Source organism: Halomonas urumqiensis (genome assembly GCF_003028575.1).
In the GTDB taxonomy this organism is placed as follows: Bacteria; Pseudomonadota; Gammaproteobacteria; order Pseudomonadales; family Halomonadaceae; genus Halomonas; species Halomonas urumqiensis.
Genome location: NZ_PYUD01000007.1, coordinates 39,755 through 62,690, shown reverse-complemented (window position 1 = coordinate 62,690; position 22,936 = coordinate 39,755). Strand labels below are relative to the sequence as shown.

General features: G+C 63.5%; 18 protein-coding genes. 17 read left to right on the top strand and 1 reads right to left on the bottom strand.

Translation table 11 applies throughout. The features are described from left to right. Positions 1–58: 58 nt before the first annotated feature. From rsmH to lpxC, 15 genes are all read left to right on the top strand, one after another. Complete coding sequence (gene rsmH, locus C6V82_RS15185) at positions 59–1,015, top strand: 16S rRNA (cytosine(1402)-N(4))-methyltransferase RsmH (protein ID WP_102588582.1); 957 nt, start codon at positions 59–61, stop codon at positions 1,013–1,015. A gap of 46 nt (positions 1,016–1,061) precedes the next feature. After that, entirely contained in the window at positions 1,062–1,430 is a 369-nt protein-coding gene (gene ftsL, locus C6V82_RS15180) for a cell division protein FtsL (protein ID WP_373297643.1), read from the top strand. Next, positions 1,427–3,136 (top strand): peptidoglycan D,D-transpeptidase FtsI family protein, encoded by a 1,710-nt coding sequence (locus C6V82_RS15175; protein WP_102588583.1) that lies wholly within the window; start codon positions 1,427–1,429, stop codon positions 3,134–3,136. Before ftsL ends, C6V82_RS15175 begins: the two co-directional genes overlap by 4 nt. 44 nt (positions 3,137–3,180) lie before the next feature. After that, positions 3,181–4,713, top strand: coding sequence for a UDP-N-acetylmuramoyl-L-alanyl-D-glutamate--2,6-diaminopimelate ligase (locus tag C6V82_RS15170; protein WP_102588584.1), 1,533 nt, complete (start codon positions 3,181–3,183; stop codon positions 4,711–4,713). Beyond that, on the top strand, positions 4,710–6,083 hold the full coding sequence (locus C6V82_RS15165) for a UDP-N-acetylmuramoyl-tripeptide--D-alanyl-D-alanine ligase (protein ID WP_102588585.1): 1,374 nt from the start codon (positions 4,710–4,712) through the stop codon (positions 6,081–6,083). The genes C6V82_RS15170 and C6V82_RS15165 overlap by 4 nt, the downstream gene beginning before the upstream one ends. A 16-nt stretch (positions 6,084–6,099) precedes the next feature. Further along, positions 6,100–7,182: a phospho-N-acetylmuramoyl-pentapeptide-transferase gene (gene mraY, locus C6V82_RS15160; RefSeq protein ID WP_102588586.1), complete on the top strand. Its 1,083-nt coding sequence runs from the start codon at positions 6,100–6,102 to the stop codon at positions 7,180–7,182. A gap of 31 nt (positions 7,183–7,213) precedes the next feature. Next, complete coding sequence (gene murD / locus C6V82_RS15155) at positions 7,214–8,593, top strand: UDP-N-acetylmuramoyl-L-alanine--D-glutamate ligase (RefSeq protein WP_102588587.1); 1,380 nt, start codon at positions 7,214–7,216, stop codon at positions 8,591–8,593. Then, positions 8,590–9,831 carry a putative lipid II flippase FtsW gene (gene ftsW / locus C6V82_RS15150; RefSeq protein ID WP_102588588.1) on the top strand — a complete coding sequence of 414 codons (1,242 nt, stop codon included), beginning with the start codon at positions 8,590–8,592 and terminating at the stop codon, positions 9,829–9,831. Before murD ends, ftsW begins: the two co-directional genes overlap by 4 nt. Continuing rightward, positions 9,828–10,916 (top strand): undecaprenyldiphospho-muramoylpentapeptide beta-N-acetylglucosaminyltransferase, encoded by a 1,089-nt coding sequence (murG, locus tag C6V82_RS15145; protein WP_229843224.1) that lies wholly within the window; start codon positions 9,828–9,830, stop codon positions 10,914–10,916. Before ftsW ends, murG begins: the two co-directional genes overlap by 4 nt. A gap of 58 nt (positions 10,917–10,974) precedes the next feature. After that, a complete protein-coding gene (gene murC, locus C6V82_RS15140; RefSeq protein WP_229843225.1) occupies positions 10,975–12,387 on the top strand; it encodes a UDP-N-acetylmuramate--L-alanine ligase in 1,413 nt (470 codons plus the stop codon). Further along, positions 12,384–13,310, top strand: a complete 927-nt coding sequence (locus C6V82_RS15135; protein ID WP_102588590.1) for a D-alanine--D-alanine ligase — start codon at positions 12,384–12,386, stop codon at positions 13,308–13,310. The genes murC and C6V82_RS15135 overlap by 4 nt, the downstream gene beginning before the upstream one ends. Beyond that, positions 13,307–14,032: a cell division protein FtsQ/DivIB gene (locus C6V82_RS15130; RefSeq protein WP_102588591.1), complete on the top strand. Its 726-nt coding sequence runs from the start codon at positions 13,307–13,309 to the stop codon at positions 14,030–14,032. The genes C6V82_RS15135 and C6V82_RS15130 overlap by 4 nt, the downstream gene beginning before the upstream one ends. Before the next feature lie 193 nt (positions 14,033–14,225). Further along, a complete protein-coding gene (gene ftsA / locus C6V82_RS15125; protein WP_102588592.1) occupies positions 14,226–15,515 on the top strand; it encodes a cell division protein FtsA in 1,290 nt (429 codons plus the stop codon). 35 nt (positions 15,516–15,550) lie between these two features. Beyond that, complete coding sequence (gene ftsZ, locus C6V82_RS15120) at positions 15,551–16,732, top strand: cell division protein FtsZ (RefSeq protein ID WP_102588593.1); 1,182 nt, start codon at positions 15,551–15,553, stop codon at positions 16,730–16,732. Between the two features lie 112 nt (positions 16,733–16,844). Then, entirely contained in the window at positions 16,845–17,756 is a 912-nt protein-coding gene (gene lpxC / locus C6V82_RS15115; protein WP_102588594.1) for a UDP-3-O-acyl-N-acetylglucosamine deacetylase, read from the top strand. Between the two features lie 155 nt (positions 17,757–17,911). On the opposite strand, the gene C6V82_RS15105 is transcribed toward lpxC, so the two are convergent. After that, positions 17,912–18,337: a DUF721 domain-containing protein gene (locus C6V82_RS15105; protein ID WP_102588595.1), complete on the bottom strand. Its 426-nt coding sequence runs from the start codon at positions 18,335–18,337 to the stop codon at positions 17,912–17,914. Between the two features lie 575 nt (positions 18,338–18,912). Between C6V82_RS15105 and secA the strand changes: the two genes are divergently transcribed. Continuing rightward, a complete protein-coding gene (gene secA / locus C6V82_RS15100; RefSeq protein ID WP_102588596.1) occupies positions 18,913–21,645 on the top strand; it encodes a preprotein translocase subunit SecA in 2,733 nt (910 codons plus the stop codon). 44 nt (positions 21,646–21,689) lie between these two features. After that, positions 21,690–22,919: a bifunctional glutamate N-acetyltransferase/amino-acid acetyltransferase ArgJ gene (argJ, locus tag C6V82_RS15095; protein ID WP_102588597.1), complete on the top strand. Its 1,230-nt coding sequence runs from the start codon at positions 21,690–21,692 to the stop codon at positions 22,917–22,919. The last annotated feature ends 17 nt before the right edge of the window (positions 22,920–22,936 follow it).

The following is a 22,936-nucleotide window of genomic DNA, read 5'->3' as shown; positions in this document are numbered from 1 at the left end:
TCATTGCAGATCAGATGCCGGCCTCCCGCCGGCCTACCAGCCGTCAATCGAGAATTGCATGCCGACATCCGCACCCGACACATCCCCTCGCGGCTATCGACATGCCAGTGTGCTCCTTGACGGCGCTGTCGATGCCCTCGTTCACGAGCCTGGCGGTGCCTACCTCGATGGTACATTCGGCCGTGGGGGGCATTCCCGCGCTATCCTCGCGCGCCTTGCCCCCGAGGGCCGCTTGTTGGCAATCGATCGCGACCCCCAGGCGATCCGTGAGGCGGCCAGTATCGATGACCCGCGGTTTGTCATTGAACAGGGCGAGTTCGCACGCCTTGGCGAGATTGCCGGACAGCATGGCCTGCAGGGCCGGTTGGCGGGAGTGCTGCTCGACGTGGGGGTGTCTTCACCGCAGCTCGATGACCCGGAGCGGGGCTTCAGTTTCCTGCGCGATGGCCCGCTGGACATGCGCATGGATCCGACCCATGGCGAAAGTGCAGCCGAGTTTCTGGTTCGTGCCAAGGAGGCCGAGATCGCTCAGGTGTTCAAGAGCTTCGGCGAGGAGCGCTATGCACGTCGCCTGGCTCGTGCCATCGTCACGCGCCGCGCCGAGCGACCCTTCACCCGCACTGCCGACCTCGCCGAGGTCATCAAGGTCGCTCATCCCGCCTGGGAAAAGGGCAAGCACCCGGCCACACGAGCCTTTCAGGGGCTACGTATTCAGGTCAATGGCGAGCTCGAGCAGCTCGATGCGGCACTCGAAGCGGCCCTTGAAGCGCTTGCACCGGGGGGGCATCTGGTGGTGATCAGCTTTCATTCGCTCGAGGATCGCAGGGTCAAGCGCTTCATTCGACATCATGTTCGCGGGGATACCCATCTGCCCAAGGGGGTGCCGATCCGTGATGACCAACTGGAGCGGCGCCTGGAGGCGGTGGGCAAGGCGCGGCGTCCCGGCGATGCCGAGGTCGACGACAACCCGCGGGCCCGCAGTGCGGTGATGCGGGTAGCCCGCAAGCGCTATTGACGGCCGATGACCATGACTGGAATGGCTGCCAGGGAGGAGGCCTCCTATGGATAGGGAGCGACAGGATAGGGAACGACTGGACAGACAGCCGTCGGATACGGCACGACGTGGGATCAGTGAATTCGGCTGGCCATTGTCCCTGCGGCCAAGCCCGATGATGCTGGTCACGCTGGTGCTGATCGTGGCTTGCCTTGTCAGCGCGCTGGCGGTCATCACCGCGACCCAACAGACCCGAGAACAGTATGCCCGCCTGCAGCAGCTCGAGCGCGAGCAGAATCAGTTGCAGACCGAATGGGGGCAGCTATTGCTCGAGGAGAGCGCCTGGTCATCACCGGCCCGCGTCGAGCGACTGGCCGTGGAGCGGCTCGACATGCGCCTGCCCGATGTCGATGAAGTCGAGGTGATCCGGCCATGAGCACCGAAGTGCGTAGCGGCGTCACACCCCGTCGGCCACCGCCGATGTCCCCCATGGGCGGCCTGCGTTACGGGATCGTCGTGGCGGTGGTGCTGATTGGCCTTGGGCTGCTCGCCGGGCGAATCGTCACCCTGCATGTGTTCGATCGTCCTTTCCTGCAGGGCCAGGGGGACGCCCGAACGCTTCGCACCGACCCGTTGCCGTCTCACCGCGGCATGATCACCGACCGCAATGGCGAACCGCTGGCGATCTCGACCCCGGTGGTGACGCTATGGGCCAATCCCCAGGATGTCCCCGAGGACAGCATTCAGCGCCTGATGCTGGCGCGTGCCCTGGGCATGCCCCTGGATGACCTGACTGCACGCCTCGAGCGCTACGCCTCGCGCGAGTTCATGTACCTGCGTCGTCAGCTCACACCGGCGGCTGCCCAGCAGGTGCTTGACCTGCGCGTCCCTGGGGTGTACGCCCAGAACGAGTACAAGCGCTACTACCCGGCCGGCGAGGTAACTGCCCAGTTGCTTGGGGTGACCAATGTCGATGACAAGGGTCAGGAGGGGCTCGAACTTGCCTATCAGCCCTATCTTGCGGGCACGCCTGGCCAGCGCCGGGTGCTCAAGGATCGTCGTGGCAGGCTGGTACGTGACCTGGAGGTGTTGCGCGAGGCGAAGCCGGGCGGCCAGCTGACGCTGTCCATCGATCAGCGTCTGCAGTACATGGCCTATCGCGAGCTCAAGACCGCGGTGGCCGAGCACGATGCCGATGGCGGAGTGGTGGTGATGCTCGATGCCCGCACCGGCGAAGTGCTGGCCATGGCCAACCAGCCATCCTACAACCCCAACAACCGTGCCGGTCTCGACCCGCGGGGGCTTCGTAACCAGGCGATCGTTGACGTATTCGAGCCCGGTTCGGTAATGAAGCCGCTGGCCATGGCGGCGATCATGGAGAGTGGTCAATTCGATCGTGATACCGTGGTCGATACCTCGCCAGGCTGGATGCGCATCGACCGCTTCACCATCCGCGACATCCGTAATTATGGCGAGCTCAGCCTGGCGGGAATTCTCGAGAAATCCTCCAATATCGGCATGTCCAAGCTGGTGCTGGCGCTGGATGACCCGCTGGTGCCGGATATCTATCGTCGCCTGGGTTTCGGTGAGAGCCCGGGTACCGGTTTCCCTGGAGAGTCCACCGGGAGCATGCCGGCGCCGGTGCGCTGGTCGAGCAGCCAGTGGGCTGCACTCTCCTATGGGTATGGGTTGTCGGCATCGGCGCTGCAATTGGCCAGTGCCTATACGGCGCTTGCCAATAGCGGCGAGCGGCTGCCACCGTCGCTGCTGCGCCTGCCGGAGCCGCCGGCCGGTGTTCCAGCCATCACGCCCGATGTGGCCCACGATCTACTCAGAATCATGGAAGAGGCGGTGCAGCCCGATACCGGTGCCCGCCGGGCGGTGGTACCTGGCTACCGCGTGGCCGGCAAGACCGGAACGGTGCGCAAGACCGCCGCCCAGGGCTATCAGGAAAATGTCTATCGCAGCCTGTTCGCCGGCATTGCCCCGGTGTCCGACCCGCGCATCGTCACCGTGGTGATGATCGATCACCCCAAGGGCGATGCCTTCTACGGCGGCGCAGTCGCGGCCCCAGTGTTCTCGCGGGTCGCCGGCAATGCCCTGCGCTTGCTCGATGTGCCGCCAGATCAACGTCTGCAATGAGCTTGCCTCCTTCCGACACCGTTTCATGCCAGCCGAGAGATGCCATGCCGCCCATTGCCACTGATGTCGCTCCCGACCACCTGGTTGCCTGCCTCGCGGCGCTATGGCCCGAGAGTGTCGATCGGCTGCCGACGCTTGCGTCCGAGCGGATCACGCTGCAGCTGGACAGTCGCCGTGTCAATGCAGGTGATGTGTTCATCGCGGTGCCTGGAGTGGCAAGCGATGGCCGCGATTTCATCCCCTCGGCACTCAAGGCGGGGGCGTGCCTGGTGCTTGCCCATGGCGATGGCGCGGCGTCAGTCGATAGCGACCCTGATGCCAGGGTGGTCGTGCTCGACGGGTTGTGTGAGCGGCTGGGTGAATTTGGGCGCCTGCTTTTCGAGGTGCCTGAGGACCTGCAGGTGGTCGGCGTCACGGGCACCAATGGCAAGAGCTCGGTGACCCATTACATCGCCGAGCTTAGCCAGGCGCTCGATGTCGATGCGGCGGTGGTGGGCACCTTGGGGCTTGGTCGTCCAGGCAGCCTGGCCGAGGCGGGCTTGACCACCCCCGGACCGTTGGCGCTTCAGGCGGCGCTGGGTCGTCTTGCGGGCAATGGCGTGACGCGTGTCGCCATGGAAGTCTCCTCCCATGCCCTGGATCAAGGGCGCCTCGAGGGGTGCCGGATCACGGCGGCGGTGTTCACCAACCTGAGCCGTGACCATCTCGATTACCACGGCAGCATGGCGAGTTACGCGGCGGCCAAGGCAAAGCTGTTCCGGCGCCCGGAGCTCACACTCGCCGTGGTCAACGCCAATGATTCCCTGGCGCGCTTGATGCTGGCGGGGCTTGCGCCTGGTGTGCGCGTGCTGGCAAGTGGTGAGGACGAGGCAGTCACCCTGCGTGTGCTCGACTGGTTTCCCCATGCCGAGGGACAGCGCGCGCTGATTGCCACACCGGATGGCGAGCGGGAACTCTCGCTTGGGCTGATGGGGCGTTTCAACCTCGACAACGTGCTGCTCGCCATCGCTACCCTGCATGGCCTTGGGCACCCACTCGAGGCGCTGTTCGAGGCCGCGACGCACCTTCAGCCAGTACCCGGTCGCATGCAGGTCGTGACCTTGCCTGGCGCGCCCACCGTGGTGGTTGATTATGCGCATACTCCCGATGCCCTGGACAATGCGCTGACCGCACTGCGCGACCATCTGCCCGGTAGCGGTCGCCTATGGTGCCTGTTCGGCTGCGGTGGTGATCGTGATGCCGGCAAGCGCGCGCTGATGGCCGCGGCCGCCGAGCGCCATGCCGACCGGCTGGTCATCACCGATGACAACCCGCGCAGCGAGACCCCCTCCGCGATACGAACACAGGTCTGCGAGGGATTATCTGCCGACGCTCGTGTTCGGGCCTGGAATATCGAAGGTCGCGGTGCGGCGATTGCCCGCCTGCTGGGAGACGCCGGTGTCGACGACGTGGTGCTGATTGCCGGCAAGGGCCATGAGGACTACCAGGAGACCAACGGCGTTCGCGAGCCCTTCTCGGATGTCGAGCAGGCAGAGCGCGCCTTATCTACCCGAGTCGCCGGGGAGGCCAGGCCATGAGCGGGGGCGTGAACGTCGTGGGGCTTGCGACACTGGCCGAGGTTGCGGCTGCGCTTGGGATAGCGGCGCCCACCGAGGACATCCCGCTCTCGGCGATCATCACCGATTCACGGCAGTTGGTGCCGGGAAGCCTGTTCGTGGCGCTGCGCGGCGAGCGTTTCGATGCCCACGATTTTATCGCCCAGGCCCGTGCGGCCGGCGCGGTGGCGGCCTTGGTCGAGCACCCCGTGGATGACCCGCTGCCCCAGCTTGTGGTGGCGGATACGCGCCTGGCGCTTGGCCTGCTGGGGCGTGCCAGAAGGCGGGCCTGGGGCGGAGAGGTGATCGCCGTGACCGGCAATAGCGGCAAGACCACGGTCAAGGAACTGATCGCCGCGGTGCTCGAGCGCGAGGCGCCGACGCTTGCCACCCGTGGCAACCTCAACAACGATTTCGGTGCCCCCTTGACCTTGTTGTCGCTGAGGTCCGACCATCGCCAGGCGGTGGTGGAGCTGGGTGCCAACCACCTTGGAGAGATCGCCTGGACGACAGCCCTGGTCGAGCCGCGCGTGGCGGTGATCACCAATGTCACTGGCGCCCATGTCGGGGAATTCGGTGGCATGGGGCAGATTGCTCAGGCCAAGGCGGAGATCGTCAGTGGCTTGCCGGCGGATGGCGTGGCGGTACTCAATCGCGATGACGCCTACTTCGCTACCTGGGCGCAATTGGCTTGCCCGCGGGAGGTGCTGGATTTCGGGCTTTCCGGAAGCGCTCGGGTGACGGCCACGGCGCTGGCCTGTGACGACTTCGGACGCTATGCTTTCACGCTTGTCGTGGATGGGTGCGAACTCGGCCGCGTGCCGCTTGGCCTGCTGGGACGCCACAATGTGGCCAATGCACTCGCCGCCGCCGCGGCGACCCTGGCGCTTGGCGTGCCAGCGGAGTCGGTGGTTGCGGGGCTTGCCGGCGTTGCGCCGATGCCTGGCCGGCTCAGCGTCTCGGCGGGCCTCAAGGGGTCACGCCTGCTCGACGATACCTATAATGCCAACCCCGGCGCTGTGAAGGCGGCGCTCGACCTGCTGGTGACGTTGCCTGGGCCGCACTGGTGCCTGCTGGGTGCGATGGGGGAATTGGGAGAGGCCTCCGACCAGCTACATGCCGAGATCGGGTGCTACGCGCAGGAACTGGGGATCGACTTCCTCGGCACCCATGGCGAGCCGGCTCGACTGGCGAGCGACGCCTTCGGCGAAGGTGGGTGCCATTTCGATGATCAGGAGGCGCTGGTGCGCCATGTCCTCAACCATCTGCCGCCCGGCGCCAGTGTGCTGGTCAAGGGGTCACGCAGTACCGCCATGGAACGTGTCGTGGCGGCGCTGCGCTCGGATTCATAAAGGGTGAACGCAATTCATGCTGCTTTTTCTGGCTGATGTCCTGGCGCAATACTTCAGCGCCTTCAATGTCTTCAATTACCTGACCCTGCGAATGATCCTGGGTACCCTCACCGCGCTGGTGCTGTGCCTGTGGTTGGGGCCGGTGATGATTCGTCGCCTGGTCGAGCGGCAGATCGGCCAGGCGGTACGCGACGATGGGCCCCAATCGCATCTCTCCAAGGCCGGTACGCCGACCATGGGAGGTGCCATGATTCTCATGGCCATCGCCGTCAGTACCCTGCTGTGGGGAGATCTGACGAATCACTACGTGTGGGTGGTGCTGGCGGTGACCCTGGGGTTCGGTGCCATCGGCTGGGTCGATGACTTCCGCAAGGTGGTGGAGAAGAATCCCCGCGGCCTGCCGGCACGCTGGAAGTATTTCTGGCAGTCGATGATCGGCCTTGCCGCTGCCGCGCTGTTGTATCTGACCGCGGCAAGCCCGGTCGAGACCAGTCTGATCGTGCCGCTGTTCAAGGACTTCGTGCTGCCGCTGGGGGTCTTCTACATCGTCTTGACTTATCTGGTGATCGTCGGCAGCTCCAACGCCGTCAACCTCACCGATGGTCTCGACGGCCTGGCGATCATGCCCACCGTCCTGGTGGCCATGGGGCTTGCGGTATTCGCCTATGCCAGCGGCAATACGGTATTCGCCAACTACCTGCAGATTCCCCATATTCCGGGCGCCGGTGAACTGGCGGTATTCTGTGCCACCATTTCCGGTGCCGGGCTCGGTTTCCTGTGGTTCAACACCTACCCGGCACAAGTGTTCATGGGTGATGTGGGGGCACTCGCATTGGGTGCTGCACTCGGTGTCGTGGCAGTGATCGTGCGCCAGGAGATCGTGCTGTTCATCATGGGCGGGATCTTCGTCATGGAAACCGTCTCGGTCATCCTGCAGGTCGGCTCCTACAAGCTGACGGGACGCCGGATCTTTCGAATGGCCCCCCTGCATCACCACTATGAGCTCAAGGGCTGGCCTGAACCCAGGGTGATCGTGCGCTTCTGGATCATCACGGTGATCCTGGTGTTGATCGGACTTGCCACCCTCAAGGTTCGTTGAACCAGGCCAGACCCAGAGCTAGGAGCCTTACATGGTCAAGGTGCCCAAGGGTGTGACCCTGGTGGTCGGGCTTGGAGTCTCGGGCCGTGCGATATGCCGCCATCTGACAAGGCTCGGGCTACCCTTCCAGGTGGCCGATACCCGTGAGCCACCACCAGGTCTTGAAGCCTTTCAAGCGGCGCATCCAGGCATCGCGGTGCACGCGGGGCCGCTTGCCGAGCTCGACCTGAGCGAGGTCGAGGAAGTGGTGCTGAGCCCGGGTGTCGATCCTGCGACGCCAGGTCTTGCCGAGCTTGCCGGACGAGTTCGTGTGGCCACCGGCGAGCCGCTGGTGATCGGCGAAATCGCCCTCTTCGTGCGAGCGGCACAGGCGCCTGTGGTGGCCATTACCGGCTCCAACGCCAAGTCCACCGTGACCACCTTGGTCGGAGAAATGGCCCGCGCGGCCGGGCGCCGGGTGGCCGTGGGAGGCAACCTCGGCACCCCGGCGCTCGATCTTCTCGAGCAGATGCCCGATGCCGAGCTTTACGTGCTCGAGCTCTCGAGCTTCCAGCTCGAGACCACGCCCTGGCTTGGCGCCGAGACGGCGGCTTTCCTGAACCTTTCGGAGGATCATCTCGATCGCCATGGCAGCCTCGAGGCTTACCGTGCCGCCAAGCTTGCCATCTTCCGCGGTGCGGCTCATGCAGTCGTCAATGCCGAAGACGCGATGACCTGGCCGCAGGGACCGCTGCCTTGCGAGGCGCGGTTCACCACCGCCGAACCGGCGGCGAATGAGTGGGGGATAGGCCGTCGCCAGGGGCGAGAGTGGCTCGTGCATGGCGACGAGCCACTGATGCCGGCTTGCGAGGTGCGCATGGCTGGACGACACAATCACGCCAACGCGCTGGCGGCACTGGCCATGGGCCGGCACCTGGGGTTACCGATGCCTGCGATGCTTGATGTGCTGCGGCGATTTCCGGGCCTTGCGCACCGAGGTGAACTGGTGGCCGAATGCGGTGGCGTGCGTTGGATCAACGACTCCAAGGGTACCAATGTGGGCGCCACGCTTGCCGCCATCGCCGGCCTCGGCTCGACCCTCGAGGGGCGGTTGATCTTGCTTGCCGGTGGTGTTGGCAAGGGGGCTGACTTTCATCCGCTGGCAGAGCCGCTGGCGCGCTATGGCCGCGAGGCCGTGCTGTTCGGCAAGGACGCCGGGCAGCTTGAGGCGGCGCTTGTCGAGCAGGTGCCGGTAACCCGAGTGGCGGACATGACCCAGGCGCTTGCCAGGGCGCTGGCGATTGCCAGGCCCGGGGATTGCGTGCTGTTGTCACCGGCCTGTGCCAGTCTCGATCAGTTCGAGAACTACCAGGTACGAGGCGAGGTATTTCGCGAGTGGGTCCAGTGCCATGTGGCCAGGGAGGTTGAATGAAACGTCTGCGACGCCTGAGACAACGCCTGTCGACTCGCGAGCATGCCTTCGATGGTTGGCTGGTCAGCGCCATCGTGGCGCTGATGCTGATCGGGTGGGTGATGGTCACCTCGGCTTCTTCCGAGGTCGCCGCGAGCCTCACCGGGAATTCCTGGTACTTCAGCATTCGCCACGGCATCTTCCTGCTGGCGGCATTCGCCGTGGCGGCCGTGGTGATGCGGGTGCCCCTGCTGTGGTGGAAGGCCAACGGGCCGTTGCTGCTGCTGCTGGGCATTGCCCTGCTGGCATTGGTGCTGCTGGTGGGACGCGAGGTCAACGGCAGCAAGCGTTGGCTCTCGTTGCCCGGCATCCCCTTCAACGTGCAGGCCTCAGAGGTCGCCAAGCTTTGTCTGATCACTTACCTGGCCGGCTACCTCGAGCGCTTTCTGCCCCAGGTGCGCAAGCAGTGGGGCGCGTTCTTGAGGCCGTTGCTGATATTGGGGCTGATCGGTGTGCTGCTGATCCTCGAGCCTGACTATGGGGCGGTGGTCGTGATGGCCGCTTGCGTCATGGGCATGCTGCTGATGGCCGGCGCCCCATGGGGGCGCTTCCTGTTGCTGATTGTGGTGGTGGCCGTGGGGGGCGGTTTGCTGGCCATCGCCGAGCCCTACCGCCTGGCCCGTCTGGCCAGTTTCGCCGACCCCTGGGCGGATCAGTTCGCCAGTGGCTACCAGTTGACCCAGGCGTTGATCGCCTTTGGTCGCGGTAGTTGGTTGGGGATGGGGCTTGGCAACAGTGTACAGAAGTTGTTCTACCTGCCCGAGGCACACACGGATTTCGTGTTCGCCGTGCTGGCCGAGGAATTGGGTTTGTTTGCTGCTATCGGGGTCGTGGGATTATTCGCCCTGCTGATCTGGCGCGCCATGGCGGTGGGGCGTCGCGCGGAGCTTGCCCGGCTGCCTTTCGGCGCCTACCTGAGCTATGGGATCGCCATGGTGATTGGCGCCCAGGCGTTCATCAATATCGCGGTGAGTACCGGCATGCTGCCTACCAAGGGGCTGACGCTGCCCCTGCTCAGCTATGGGGGGTCCAGCCTGTTGGTCAGTGCCGCGATGATGGCCCTGTTGCTGCGGGTCGATATCGAAACTCGCTTGACCGAGCGCCGCAACAGGCCGGCTGCCCACCGCGAGCCTGGCAGGACCAAAGGGAGCGGGCGAGGGGACGAGGCACCAGCGAACATGCAAGGAGTGGCAGAGTGAGCAAGCAAGCGGGCCGTCGAGCCCTTATCATGGCGGGTGGGACCGGAGGACATGTGATTCCCGCACTGTCGTTGGCCCGTGGGCTCGCCGGCGAGGGCATCGAAGTAGAATGGCTTGGAAGCCCCAGGGGAATCGAGAATCAGCTGGTACCGGCCGCCGGCATTCCTCTACACCGGATTGCGGTGGCTGGGCTGCGCGGGAATGGGCTGTCTGGCTGGCTGTTGGCGCCAGTGAACCTTACCCGCGCCATCTGGCAGGCCTGGCGGATCATCCGTGAATTCGACCCTCAACTGGTAGTCGGGCTGGGTGGCTTCGCCAGCGGGCCGGGTGGGTTGGCCGCCTGGCTCGCACGGTGTCCGCTGGTGATCCATGAACAGAACGCCGTGGCGGGCCTGACCAACAAGGCCTTGTCGCGGCTAGCGCGACGCGTCTATGCCGCCTTTCCCCAAGCCTTTTCGGGGCGTGCTGAGGTGGTCGGAAACCCCGTGCGAGAAGAGATTGCTGCATTGGGTGAACATCCACGCCAAGCTGATGAGATGCAGGGGCGACCCCTGCGATTATTGGTGGTGGGCGGGTCGCTGGGGGCCCAGGTGCTCAATGAGCGGCTGCCAGAGGCGCTGGCAGGCATGCCCGAGCCGGCGCGCCCCGACGTGCGCCATCAGGCTGGCCGTGACAAGCAGGAGGCATGCGCGGAGCGCTACCGTGAGCAAGGTGTGACGGCCGAGGTGAGTGCGTTCATCGACGACATGGCGGCCGCCTACGATTGGGCTGACCTGGTGGTATGCCGTGCCGGAGCGCTTACCGTGGCGGAACTTGCCGCGGCGGGCAAACCGGCGCTGTTCGTACCATTCCCCCACGCGGTGGACGACCACCAGACGGCCAATGCCAGTGCGTTGGTCGCAGAGCAGGCGGCCGAGCTTCTTCCCCAGGATAGATTGACGGCGCTGTCACTTCGCGAGCGACTAGTGGCACTGCTGGTTCCCGAAATACTCGCCACCATGGCGGCGCAGGCACGGACCTGCGCCCACCTCGATGCCGTCGAGCGCCTGGTGGCCGGTTGCATGGAGACAGGTTTTGAGCGATAGCACACAACGGCCGGTTCCCGGTCAGTCAACCCCTACGGCCCATGGTCGAGGGCTGGGCATGCGCCGCATACGGCATATTCATTTCGTGGGCATCGGTGGGTCAGGCATGTGCGGTATCGCCGAGGTGCTGGCCAATCAGGGCTATCGGGTCAGCGGCAGTGACCTGAAGGCGTCACCGGTGATCAACCGCCTCGAGCAGTGCGGCATTCACGTCGATATCGGCCATGGTGCCGACAATGTGGCAGGCGCCGATGTGCTGGTGGTGTCCACGGCCGTCGATGACACCAATCCGGAAATCCAGTGGGCGCGCGAGCATCGAGTGCCGGTAGTCAGGCGTGCCGAGATGCTGGCCGAGTTGATGCGCTTCCGCCACGGCATTGCGGTGGCCGGCACGCATGGCAAGACCACTACCACCAGTCTCACTGCCACGCTGCTGGGTGAAGCCGGCTTCGATCCCACCTTCGTGATCGGTGGCCGCTTGACCAGTGCCGGCACCAATGCACGGCTGGGAGAAGGCGACTACCTGGTGGCCGAGGCGGACGAGTCCGACGCCTCCTTCCTGCACCTGCAGCCAATGGTCTCGATTGTCACCAATATCGATGCCGATCATATGGCGACCTACGGGGGGGATTTCGAGAAACTGAAATCCACCTTCCTGGAATTTCTGCACAACCTGCCATTCTATGGCCTGGCGGTGCTGTGCATCGATGATGCCAATGTGCGTGGCATGCTCGATCAAGTGCATCGCCAGTTCATCACTTATGGCTTCAGCGAAGATGCCGACTATCGCATTGCCGATTTCATTCAATCGGCAGGTGAGGTGCGCTTTACCGCTCATCGCCCGGGTGATCTGGCGCCACTCCAGGTGCGGTTGGCCATGCCGGGCAGACACAATGCTCTCAATGCCATGGCGGCGATCGTGGTGGCAAGCGACGCTGGCGTCCCCGATGCAGCGATCCTGAATGGACTGGCCGGTTTTCAGGGTGTCGGCCGGCGCTTCCAGGTGCATGGTCATTATCCGGCCCCTGGCGGTGCGGGCGAGGTGATGCTGGTCGACGATTACGGCCATCACCCGCGAGAGGTCGAGATGGTCATCAACGCAGTGCGTGCTGGCTGGCCCGAACGGCGTCTGGTGATGATCTACCAACCGCACCGTTACTCCCGCACTCGCGACCTTTACGAAGACTTCGTGCGTGTGCTGGCGGGCGTCGATACGCTGTTGCTGCTCGATGTCTACAGTGCCGGCGAAACGCCTATCCCGGGCGCCGAGGGACGCACACTGGCGGGGTCGATTCGCCAGCGCGGCGAAGTGGACCCGATCTTCGTTCAGGACAAGAGTGAGTTGCCGGCGTTGCTGTCGCGGGTATTGCGCGCCGATGACATTCTGATCACCCAGGGCGCCGGGGATGTCGGCGGCATCTCCCTGCGTCTCAGTGAATCCGCCCTCAAGTTGGATGAGGTGGCGCTATGACCCCTGCCGATCTGGGGCGTGTCGTGGTGATGTATGGTGGTGAGTCCGCCGAACGTGAGGTGTCGCTGAAGAGCGGTGCCGCCGTGCTGTCGGCGCTGCAGCGTGCTGGTGTCGATGCCACGGGCTATGACCCCGCGAAGGGTGGTTTGGTTGGGCTCGAGGCACTGGCACCGGACCGGGTGTTCATCGCCCTGCACGGTCGTGGTGGTGAAGATGGCACCCTGCAAGGGGCGCTCGAGCTGCTTGGCATACCCTATACGGGCAGCGGCGTGCTGGCGTCGGCGCTGGGCATGGACAAACAGCGCACCAAGCTCGTCTGGCAGGCACTGGGCCTGCCCACACCGATGGCGGAGATGCTCGAGGCGGATGCCGATTGGGTCGCGGTGTCAAGGCGGCTTGGGCTGCCGTTGATCGTAAAGCCCGTGCACGAGGGCTCGACACTTGGCATCAATATCGTCGATAGCCCCGAGGCACTGGAGGCCGCCTATCGTGATGCCGCCAGGTTCGATGCCCGTGTGATGGCGGAGCGCTTCATCGAAGGTGAGGAGTATACCGTGTCGCTGCTGGGGGACAGGGTATTGCCGGCGATTCGCGTCGAAGTGCCGGGTGGTTTCTACGACTACGAGGCAAAGTATGTCTCCAATGACACCCTCTACCACTTGCCGTGTGGTCTTTCGGCTGACGAGGAGGCCGAGCTTGGCCAACTGTGTCGACAGGCTTTCGATGCGGTGGGCGCGGCAGGCTGGGGTCGTGTGGATGTCATGCGCGACAGTGAGGGGGGCTTCTGGCTGATCGAAGTCAACACATCGCCCGGCATGACGGACCATAGCCTGGTGCCTCAGGCCGCCGCTCATGCGGGTATCGACTTCGAGACCCTGGTGCTGAGGATCCTGGCCACTACCTTAGAGCAGGGCAGGGCATGACGCAGCGAGGAGGCTGGCTTGGCGTAGTACTCTTGGCGCTGTTGATCGGGGCCGGCGGCCGTGCGCTTTGGCTGTGGCTGGACCGCCCCATCGAACGGGTATCGATTCGTGGTGAGCTCGAGCATGTCAGTGCCGATTATCTGCGTGAGCAACTCGCTCCTCTACTGCGCGGGCAGAGCTGGCTTTCCGTGAGTGTCACGGAGTTGCGCGAGGAGGCGCTGGCGATTGACTGGCTCGCCGAGGTGCGTGTCAGCCGTCAATGGCCCGATGCGTTGACCTTCGAGCTGGTCGAACAAGTGCCAGTCGCGCGCTGGAACGATGATCACCTGCTTAACCCCGAGGGTGAACCTTTTGCCGTTGGCCCGGTGTCGCTGCCCGGCGACTTGCCGGATCTTGCCGGGCCCTCCGGCAGTGGTGCCGAAGTACTTGGTTATCACCAGCAATTGGCCATTCAGTTCGCGCAATTGGGGCTTGAGTTGTCGCAATTGCGACTTGAACCGCGTGGTGCCTGGCGCTTCCAACTGGACGATGGCGTATGGGTGATGCTCGGCCGAAATGACCGTGCGGCGCGACTTTCACGTCTGTCGGCCGCCTGGCAACGACAACTCGGTTCACAGTCGTCGCATATTCGCTACATTGATCTTCGATACCCTAATGGAGTGGCGGTGGCCTGGCATGGCGAAACCGAACCTCTTGAAGAACAGTCGGCGGGAGAAAGTTGATCATTTTTGTCTGGATGACATGTGTTAAAAGGCATTCGCCTATTTCTTTCGCAACAAAATCACCGTATCGTGAAGTTTGTTTTCCGTTAAGGGGTGGAGAATCAACCCAAGTTGTTCCTATAATTGCCCCTAGTTCAATTTATGTATTGCAGGCCCAATCAAACGGGTCAGATTCGAGGAGACATCGCGACTCATGGCAGCTCCATCCAATGCGTCCAACATGGTAGTCGGGCTGGATATCGGAACGTCCAAGGTCGTGGCGATCGTGGGGCAGCCAACCGACGATGGCAGTATCGAGATTGCCGGTATCGGCTCGCATCCCTCCCGAGGCATGAAGAAGGGAGTGGTGATCAATATCGAATCGACGGTCCAGTCGATTCAGCGTGCTGTGGAAGAAGCGGAGTTGATGGCCGGTTGCGATATCCATTCCGTCTATGTGGGTGTTGCGGGAAGCCACATCAGTTCGATGAATTCCGACGGTGTGGTAGCGATCAAGGAGCGTGAAGTCACGCCCTCCGATATTGATCGCGTTATCGATTCGGCCCGTGCCCGAGCCATTTCCGAAGGCCAGCGTGTGCTGCACGTATTGCCTCAGGAGTTCTCCATCGATACTCAGGGCGGTATCCGCGAGCCACTCGGCATGTCTGGTGTGCGCCTCGAGGCTCGGGTGCATCTTGTCACCGCGGCACTCAATGCGGTGCAGAACATCGAGAAATGCGTGCGGCGCTGTGGTCTCGAGGTGGATGCCATCATCCTCGAGCAACTCGCCTCGAGCATGTCGGTGCTCACCGAGGATGAGCGCGAATTGGGCGTCTGCATGGTCGACATCGGCGGTGGCACCACCGACATCGCGGTGTTCACCGAAGGTGCCATTCGCCATACCGCGGTGATACCGATTGCCGGTGACCAGGTCACCAATGATATTGCCATGGCACTGCGGACACCGACCCAGTACGCCGAGGAGATCAAGGTCAAGTATGCCTGTGCGCTGACCCAACTCGCCGCCAGCGACGAGATGATCAAGGTGCCAAGCGTCGGCGACCGACCCGCGCGCGACCTGTCTCGCCAATCGCTGGCAGAGGTGGTCGAACCGCGTTATGAAGAATTGTTCACACTCGTGCGCGATGAGTTGCGCCGCAGTGGCTATGAGGACATGGTGGCCGCCGGCGTCGTACTCACTGGCGGGACCTCGCGCATGGAGGGCGTGGTGGAGCTGGCCGAGGAGATTTTCCACATGCCGGTTCGCATCGCTTGCCCGCAGAACGTGCGCGGGCTTGCCGATGTCGTTCGCAACCCGATTTATTCGACTGGAGTCGGTTTGCTACATTACGCCCTGCAGGAGCATCGTCAGGGTCACGGTCGACAGACACAGGGCAGCGTCGTGCCGGTACAGCCGAGACGCGAAGACGTCTCCCGGCGCGGGCTCAGGGAGTCGATCCCTGCGCTGGAAAGGCTGAAGGGCTGGTTGAAAGGAAATTTCTGACAGGATCGCCATCGGCGTTCCAGGAGACGGGGCTAATGTTCGAACTCGTAGATAGCGCACCCTCAAGCAGCGCCGTGATCAAGGTGATCGGCGTTGGCGGCGGTGGCGGCAATGCCGTCAACCACATGGTGGAAAGTAACATCGAAGGCGTGGAGTTCATCTGCGCCAACACCGATGCCCAGGCCCTCAAGCGGGTGGCCGCCAAGACCGTCCTGCAACTCGGCAGCGAGATCACCAAGGGGCTTGGCGCCGGCGCCAATCCCGATGTCGGCCGGCAGGCCGCCATGGAGGATCGCGAACGCATCGCAGAGCTGCTCAATGGCGCCGACATGGTGTTCATCACCGCCGGCATGGGGGGCGGTACCGGTACCGGTGGTGCGCCTGTGGTGGCGCAGGTGGCCAAGGAGCTTGGCATCCTGACCGTCGCCGTGGTGACTCGCCCGTTCCCCTTCGAGGGGCCCAAGCGTATGCGTGCGGCCGAGGAGGGCATGAAAGAGCTCTCGGAGCATGTCGATTCGTTGATCACCATTCCCAACGAAAAGCTGCTCTCCGTGCTTGGCAAGAGCGCCAGCCTGCTGACGGCGTTCAGTGCCGCCAATGATGTACTGCTGGGTGCCGTGCAGGGCATTGCCGAGCTGATCACCAGCCCCGGTATCATCAACGTCGACTTTGCGGACGTACGCACCGTAATGTCCGAGATGGGCATGGCGATGATGGGAACCGGTGGCGCCACTGGTGAGAACCGTGCCCGTGAAGCGGCCGAGAAAGCCATTCGCAGCCCACTGCTCGAAGACATCGACTTGCATGGCGCACGAGGAATTCTGGTCAACATTACCGCGGGGCCGGATCTCTCGATCGGCGAGTTCAACGATGTCGGTGCTACTGTCCAGGAGTTCGCCTCGCAGGACGCCACCATCGTGGTGGGTACCTCCATCGATATGGAAATGACCGACGAACTGCGCGTTACCGTAGTGGCCGCCGGCCTGGATGGTCGCCAGGCCGTTCAACAGAAGGCTGCCCCCGCCCGCGAGACCGCGCGCCGTGGTGACAGTGGTGACTATCGCCAGCGTCAGCAGCCTGCGGCGATGCGACAGCAGGCCGCTGCACGTTCGCCGGAGCCCGAGGAAGCGGCCAAGCCGCGCGCCGAGAAGCGTCGCTCCCAGGAGCTCGACGACTATCTCGATATCCCGGCTTTCCTGCGTCGTCAGGCCGATTGAGGGCAGCGATGGCGCGCATCGGCCGTGCCGGGCGATGTTTTTTTGTTGAAACACTCGTTCGGTGTTATAGTGAACGGTGTTTGATAACTGACAAATAGCCTGGCCACTGCCCATGATCAGACAACGCACACTGAAGAACGTCATCCGCGCCACTGGCGTCGGCCTGCACTCCGGCAAGAAGGTCTACCTGACCTTGCGTCCGGCCCCCGTGGATACCGGGATCGTCTTCGTGCGAACCGATCTCGATCCCGAGGTGCAGATTCCGGCCCGTGCCGAACATGTCACCGACACCACGCTGTGCACCGCGCTTTCTGCTGGTGGCGCCAAGGTGGCGACCGTCGAGCATTTGATGTCGGCCCTCGCCGGGCTCGGAATCGACAATGCCTATGTCGACCTGAGCGCCCCGGAGGTGCCGATCATGGATGGCAGCGCCGGGCCCTTCGTATTTCTCATCCAGTCGGCGGGTATCAGCGAGCAGAACGCGCCCAAGAAGTTCATCCGCATCAAGCGTGAGGTGGTGGTTCGCGAGGATGACAAGGAAGCGATCTTCTTGCCCCACCAGGGCTTCAAGGTGTCTTTTGCCATTGATTTCGACCACCCAGTGTTCGAGGATCAAAAGCAGACGGCCGTGGTCGACTTCTCTACCACGTCCTTCGTCAAGGAAGTGTCGCGGGCCAGGACCTTCGGCTTCATGCGGGACCTCGAATACCTGCGCTCCAACAATTTGGCCCTGGGCGGCAGCCTAGACAACGCCATCGTGGTCGACGACTACCGCATCGTGAACGACGGCGGTCTGCGCTATGACGACGAATTCGTCAAGCACAAGGTGCTGGATGCCATCGGTGACCTCTACCAGTTGGGCCACAGCCTGATCGGTGAGTTTCGCGGCGTGAAATCGGGCCATGCGCTGAACAATCAGCTGTGCCGTGCACTGATGGCGCAGCCGGACGCCTTCGAGATCGTGACCTTCGAAGACGAGACCGAAGTGGCGCCGATTTCCTACGCCGCCCCAGCCATGGCCTAGCCGGGCTTCGCCCGGAGCGATCAGCCGTAATCGTTAAGCGGTAAGAAAAACCCCATCGGCATACACCGGTGGGGTTTTCTTCGTGTAAGCAGGCGTTACTTTGCGCTCACGACTCACGACTCACGACTCACGACTCACGACTCACGACTCACGACTCACGACTCACGCTCGGCATGGGAGGCGAGCCGTTCCAGGGCGCGCTTCAGGCGCGGGTCGTCCACGTCGGCGGCACAACTGCTCAATTCATCTGCCGCACTGGCGGGGAGTTCGCAGACCTGGCGTACAGGCGCCTTGGCTGGGCGGACCGGACGTACCTTGAAGTGGAATCCGGTGACCGCCTCGAACCCCGGCAACTGATGCAGAAGGTCCAGCAGGCGACGCTGTTCATAGCGCAGGCGAGTCAGCCACACCGCACTGTCGGTGATCAGTGTCAGCCGTCCACCTTGATAACCGCCGACATGCAGGTGCTCGCCCACTTCCTCGGGGAGATGATCGCGCAGATGTTGTTGGGCGCGCTCGATCAGGCGCGCCATGCGCATCAAGGATCCCAGTTCGCCGTGACCCTGCAACAGTCGGGTCATGGACTGGGCTCGCGCCCGCTTAACCTTTATACTCATTGGCTTGCTTCTCGGGGGATTACCCCTGGGTTGGTTCTACGTACTGAAACGAGAGCCTAGCACGCTCCGGAGACCGTCGACAGCATGCCCACCGTTCCTACCCAGCCGTCTGCCGAGTCTGTCCTGAATGGGGCGGTGCCCAGTCGCAGGCAGGCCATCCGACGCCCGACGCGCTGGTGGCTGGCTGGGCTATTGGTAGGGTGCCTGCTGCCGGCGGGGCTTGCGCACGCAGACAACCTGCGCCATGCCGAGCGTATCGTACAGGTATGCATTCTGGCGCCGGCAATGATCCGTGCCAGTTCACGCCTCAAGGCTCGCCGCCGGGCCCATGCGCGCTGGCCTCTTGCCTGCACGCGCGCATTGGGCATCCGCGGAACGAAGCGCTTGCCAGCGCCTTCGACCCCTCAGCGCTCCACCGCGGCTCATGACGTGTTGACACGTCGTGGTCCTCCCAACTGCGTGGCCTATCCGACAAGACGAAGAATGGCCGAGCGCCGATAGGCGCTGGCACGATGCCACACGCAGACACTGGACCCTTCATGATCAATTCCCTGTTACGCAAGGTCGTCGGTTCCAAGAACGACCGTGAAGTCAAACGCATGGCCCGCCAGGTCGGTCAGATCACCGCTCTGGAAGCCGAGCTCGAAGCCCTCAGCGATACCGACCTCAAGGCCCATGCCAGCGAGTTGCGCACCCGGGCCGAGGCGGGCGAGACGCTGGATGCGCTGCTTCCCGAGGCATTCGCCACGGTTCGCGAGGCGAGCAAGCGGGTGATGGGCATGCGTCATTTCGATGTGCAGATGATCGGTGGCATGACCCTGCACCGTGGTCGCATCGCCGAGATGAAGACCGGTGAAGGCAAGACCCTGGTGGCAACCCTGGCGGTGTTCCTCAATGCCCTGCCGGGCAAGGGCGTGCATGTCGTGACCGTCAACGACTACCTGGCACGCCGTGACGCCGAATGGATGCGCCCGCTCTATGAATTCCTGGGGCTTTCGGTGGGGATCATCTATTCCGGCCAGACCTCCGAGGAAAAACGTACGGCCTATGCCTGCGACATCACCTACGGTACCAACAATGAGTTCGGTTTCGATTACCTGCGCGACAATATGGCGTTCTCGTTGGAGGACAAGGTCCAGCGTGACCTGAGCTTCGCCATCGTCGACGAGGTGGACTCGATCCTCATCGATGAGGCGCGTACTCCGCTGATCATTTCAGGTGCGGTTGACGAGAATACCGAGCTCTACAAGATCATTGACCGTCTGGCCGGGCAGCTCGAGCGCTGTACGGACGAGGAGGACCCCACCAGCGGTGACTTCCTGCTCGACGAGAAGCAGAAGCAGGTCGAGATCACCGAAACTGGTCACCACAAGGTCGAGGAACTGCTGCGCCAGGACGGTCGCCTGGGCGAGGATGACTCGCTCTACGCCGCGCAGAACCTCAACCTGCTGCACCACATGCATTCGGCACTGCGTGCCCGTCACCTCTACCATCGCGATGTCGATTACATCGTCAGCGAAGGGCAAGTGGTGATCGTCGATGAGCATACCGGGCGCTCGATGCCGGGGCGCCGCTGGTCTGAAGGCCTGCACCAGGCCGTTGAAGCCAAGGAAGGGCTGACGGTGCAGCGCGAGAGCCAGACACTCGCCTCGACCACCTTCCAGAACTATTTCCGACTCTACGACAAGCTGTCCGGCATGACCGGCACCGCCGACACCGAGGCCTTCGAATTCCGCCAGATCTATGGCCTGGATGTGGTGGTGATTCCCACCAACAAGCCGCTGATCAGGCAGGACCTCAACGACCTGGTCTACCTGACCGCCGAGGAGAAGTTCGAGGCGATCATCAAGGATGTTCAGGCCGAGACCGAAGCGGGCCGTCCGGTATTGGTGGGTACCGCGTCCATCGAAAGCTCTGAGCACCTGGCCAACCTGATGAAACAGGCCGGCATCGCCTTCAACGTGCTCAACGCCAAGCAGCACCAGAGCGAAGCCGAGATCATCGCCCAGGCCGGGCGTCCCGGCGCGGTGACCATCGCCACCAACATGGCCGGCCGTGGTACCGATATCGTGCTCGGGGGCAACTGGGAGGCCGAGGCCGCCAAGCTCGACAACCCGAGCGAGGCGCAGGTCGAGCAGCTCAAGGCTGAGTGGCTCGAGCGTCACGAGGCGGTACTGGCCGCCGGTGGCCTGCATGTGGTCGGCTCGGAGCGCCACGAGTCGCGGCGCATCGATAATCAGTTGCGCGGCCGTGCCGGCCGCCAAGGCGATCCGGGTTCGACCCGCTTCTTCCTGTCACTGGAAGACAGCCTGATGCGGTTGTTCGGCTCCGACCGCGTGCAGCGCATGATGAAGGCGCTGGGGCTGGAGCATGGCGAGGCCATCGAGCACAAGATGGTGTCCAATGCCGTGGAACGCGCCCAGAAAAAGGTCGAGAGCCGCAACTTTGACATTCGCAAGCAGCTGCTTGAATACGATGACGTGGCCAACGATCAGCGCCGCGTGATCTATGAGCAACGCAACGAGATTCTCTCTGCCGAGGAAGTCTCGGAGGCGGTGATGGGGATTCGCCAGGAAGTGCTCGATCTGGCGATCAGCGATTATGTGCCGCCGCAGAGTCTTCCCGAACAGTGGGATCTGCCCGGCCTGCAGGATCAGTTGCGCAGCGAGTTCAACCTCGACGCGCCGGTCGTCGAGTGGTCCGAACAGGATGAGCGCTTCCACGAGGAACAACTGCGTGAACGGCTGCAGGACATGCACCGCGAGGCCTACGAGACCAAGGTCGAGGAAGCTGGCACCGAGCTCATGCGTCGCTTCGAAAAGCAGGTGATGTTGCAGGTACTGGACACCCGCTGGAAGGAGCACCTGCAGTCGATGGACCATCTGCGGCGTGGCATTCACCTGCGTGGCTATGCCCAGAAGAACCCCAAGCAGGAATACAAGCGCGAATCCTTCGAGCTGTTCCAGAACCTGTTGACCAACATCAAGTCCGACGTGACGCGGATTCTCAGCCATGTGAAGGTTCGCCGCCCGGAAGAGGTCGAGGAACTGGAGCGTCAGCGTCGCGAAACCCTCGAGCGCGAGAGGGCCCAAGCGGCGAGCCACCCTGACGCCCCTGCCGTGGCCAGTGAAGAGGGTCAGGACCAGCAGGCGCCGCTGCCTGGTGCCGATGGTCGCCCGGTGCGTCGTGAAGGCCCCAAGCTCGGACGCAACGACGCCTGCCCCTGTGGCTCCGGCAAGAAGTACAAGCAGTGCTGCGGCAAGTTGAGCTAAGAGCGCACCGGGCTCGATGCTGATTCCAGACAGGAGGCAAGGCAATGGCAGTGGGTAAGGCGAGCTTTCCGGTGATGCCGGAGGTCGCGGGGGTGAGGCTGGGTACGGCGATGGCCGGTATCAAGAAGCCCGATCGCCGTGATCTGGTGGTGATCGAGATACCCGAAGGTGCGAGTGTTGCGGGTACCTTCACCCGCAACGCATTTTGTGCAGCACCGGTCGTGGTGGCTCGTGAGCATCTGGCGGCTTGCGCCGAGGCGGGACAGGCACCTCGTTACCTGGTGATCAATACCGGCAACGCCAATGCCGGTACTGGTGAGACAGGCCTTCAAGATGCCCGTGCCACCTGTGAACGGCTCGCCCAATTGAGCGGTGTGGCGGCCAATGGCGTGTTGCCGTTTTCCACCGGGGTGATCGGTGAGCCACTGCCCATGGATCGGCTGCTGGCCGGGTTGCCGGCGGCGCTGGAAGCGCTAGGCGAGGGCGCCGAAGCTTGGCAGTCGGCCGGTGAGGGCATCCTGACCACCGACACTCGTGCCAAGGGTGCCAGCGTAGCCCTGTCGCTGGGTGATCAGACGGTGACCATCAACGGCATCAGCAAGGGGTCGGGGATGATACAGCCCAACATGGCCACCATGCTGGGTTTCGTTGCCACCGATGCGGCCATCGAGCAATCCCTGCTCGAGACGCTGCTGCGTGAGACGGTGGATCGCTCCTTCAACTGCATCACGGTGGATGGTGATACGTCGACCAATGACGCCTGCATGCTGATTGCCACCGGACGCGGTGCAGCGGTGACAACCGAAGAGCACCTGGCGGTATTTCGTAACGGCCTGCAGCGGGTCATGACCGAGCTTGCCCAGGCCATCATCCGCGATGCAGAGGGAGCGACGAAGTTCGTCACCCTCCAGGTCACCGGTGCCACCCGGCGTCGCGAGGCGCTGGATGTGGCGTTTACCGTGGCCCATTCGCCATTGGTCAAGACCGCCCTGTATGCCTCCGATGCGAACTGGGGCAGGATACTCGCCGCAGTGGGGCGTGCACCGGTCAACGATTTCGATGTCGAGAAGGTGACCATCGACCTCGGCGAGGTTCGCCTGGTCGAGGCGGGCGGGCGTGCCCAGGCGTACACGGAGCAGGCGGGTAGCGCCGTTATGGCCCGTGAGGAGATCACCATTCGCATCGACCTCGGACGGGGTGACGAGGGCGCCACGGTATGGACCTCCGACCTGTCCCATGACTACGTGAGCATCAATGCCGACTACCGCAGTTGAAGGGCGGCGGTAGCGGC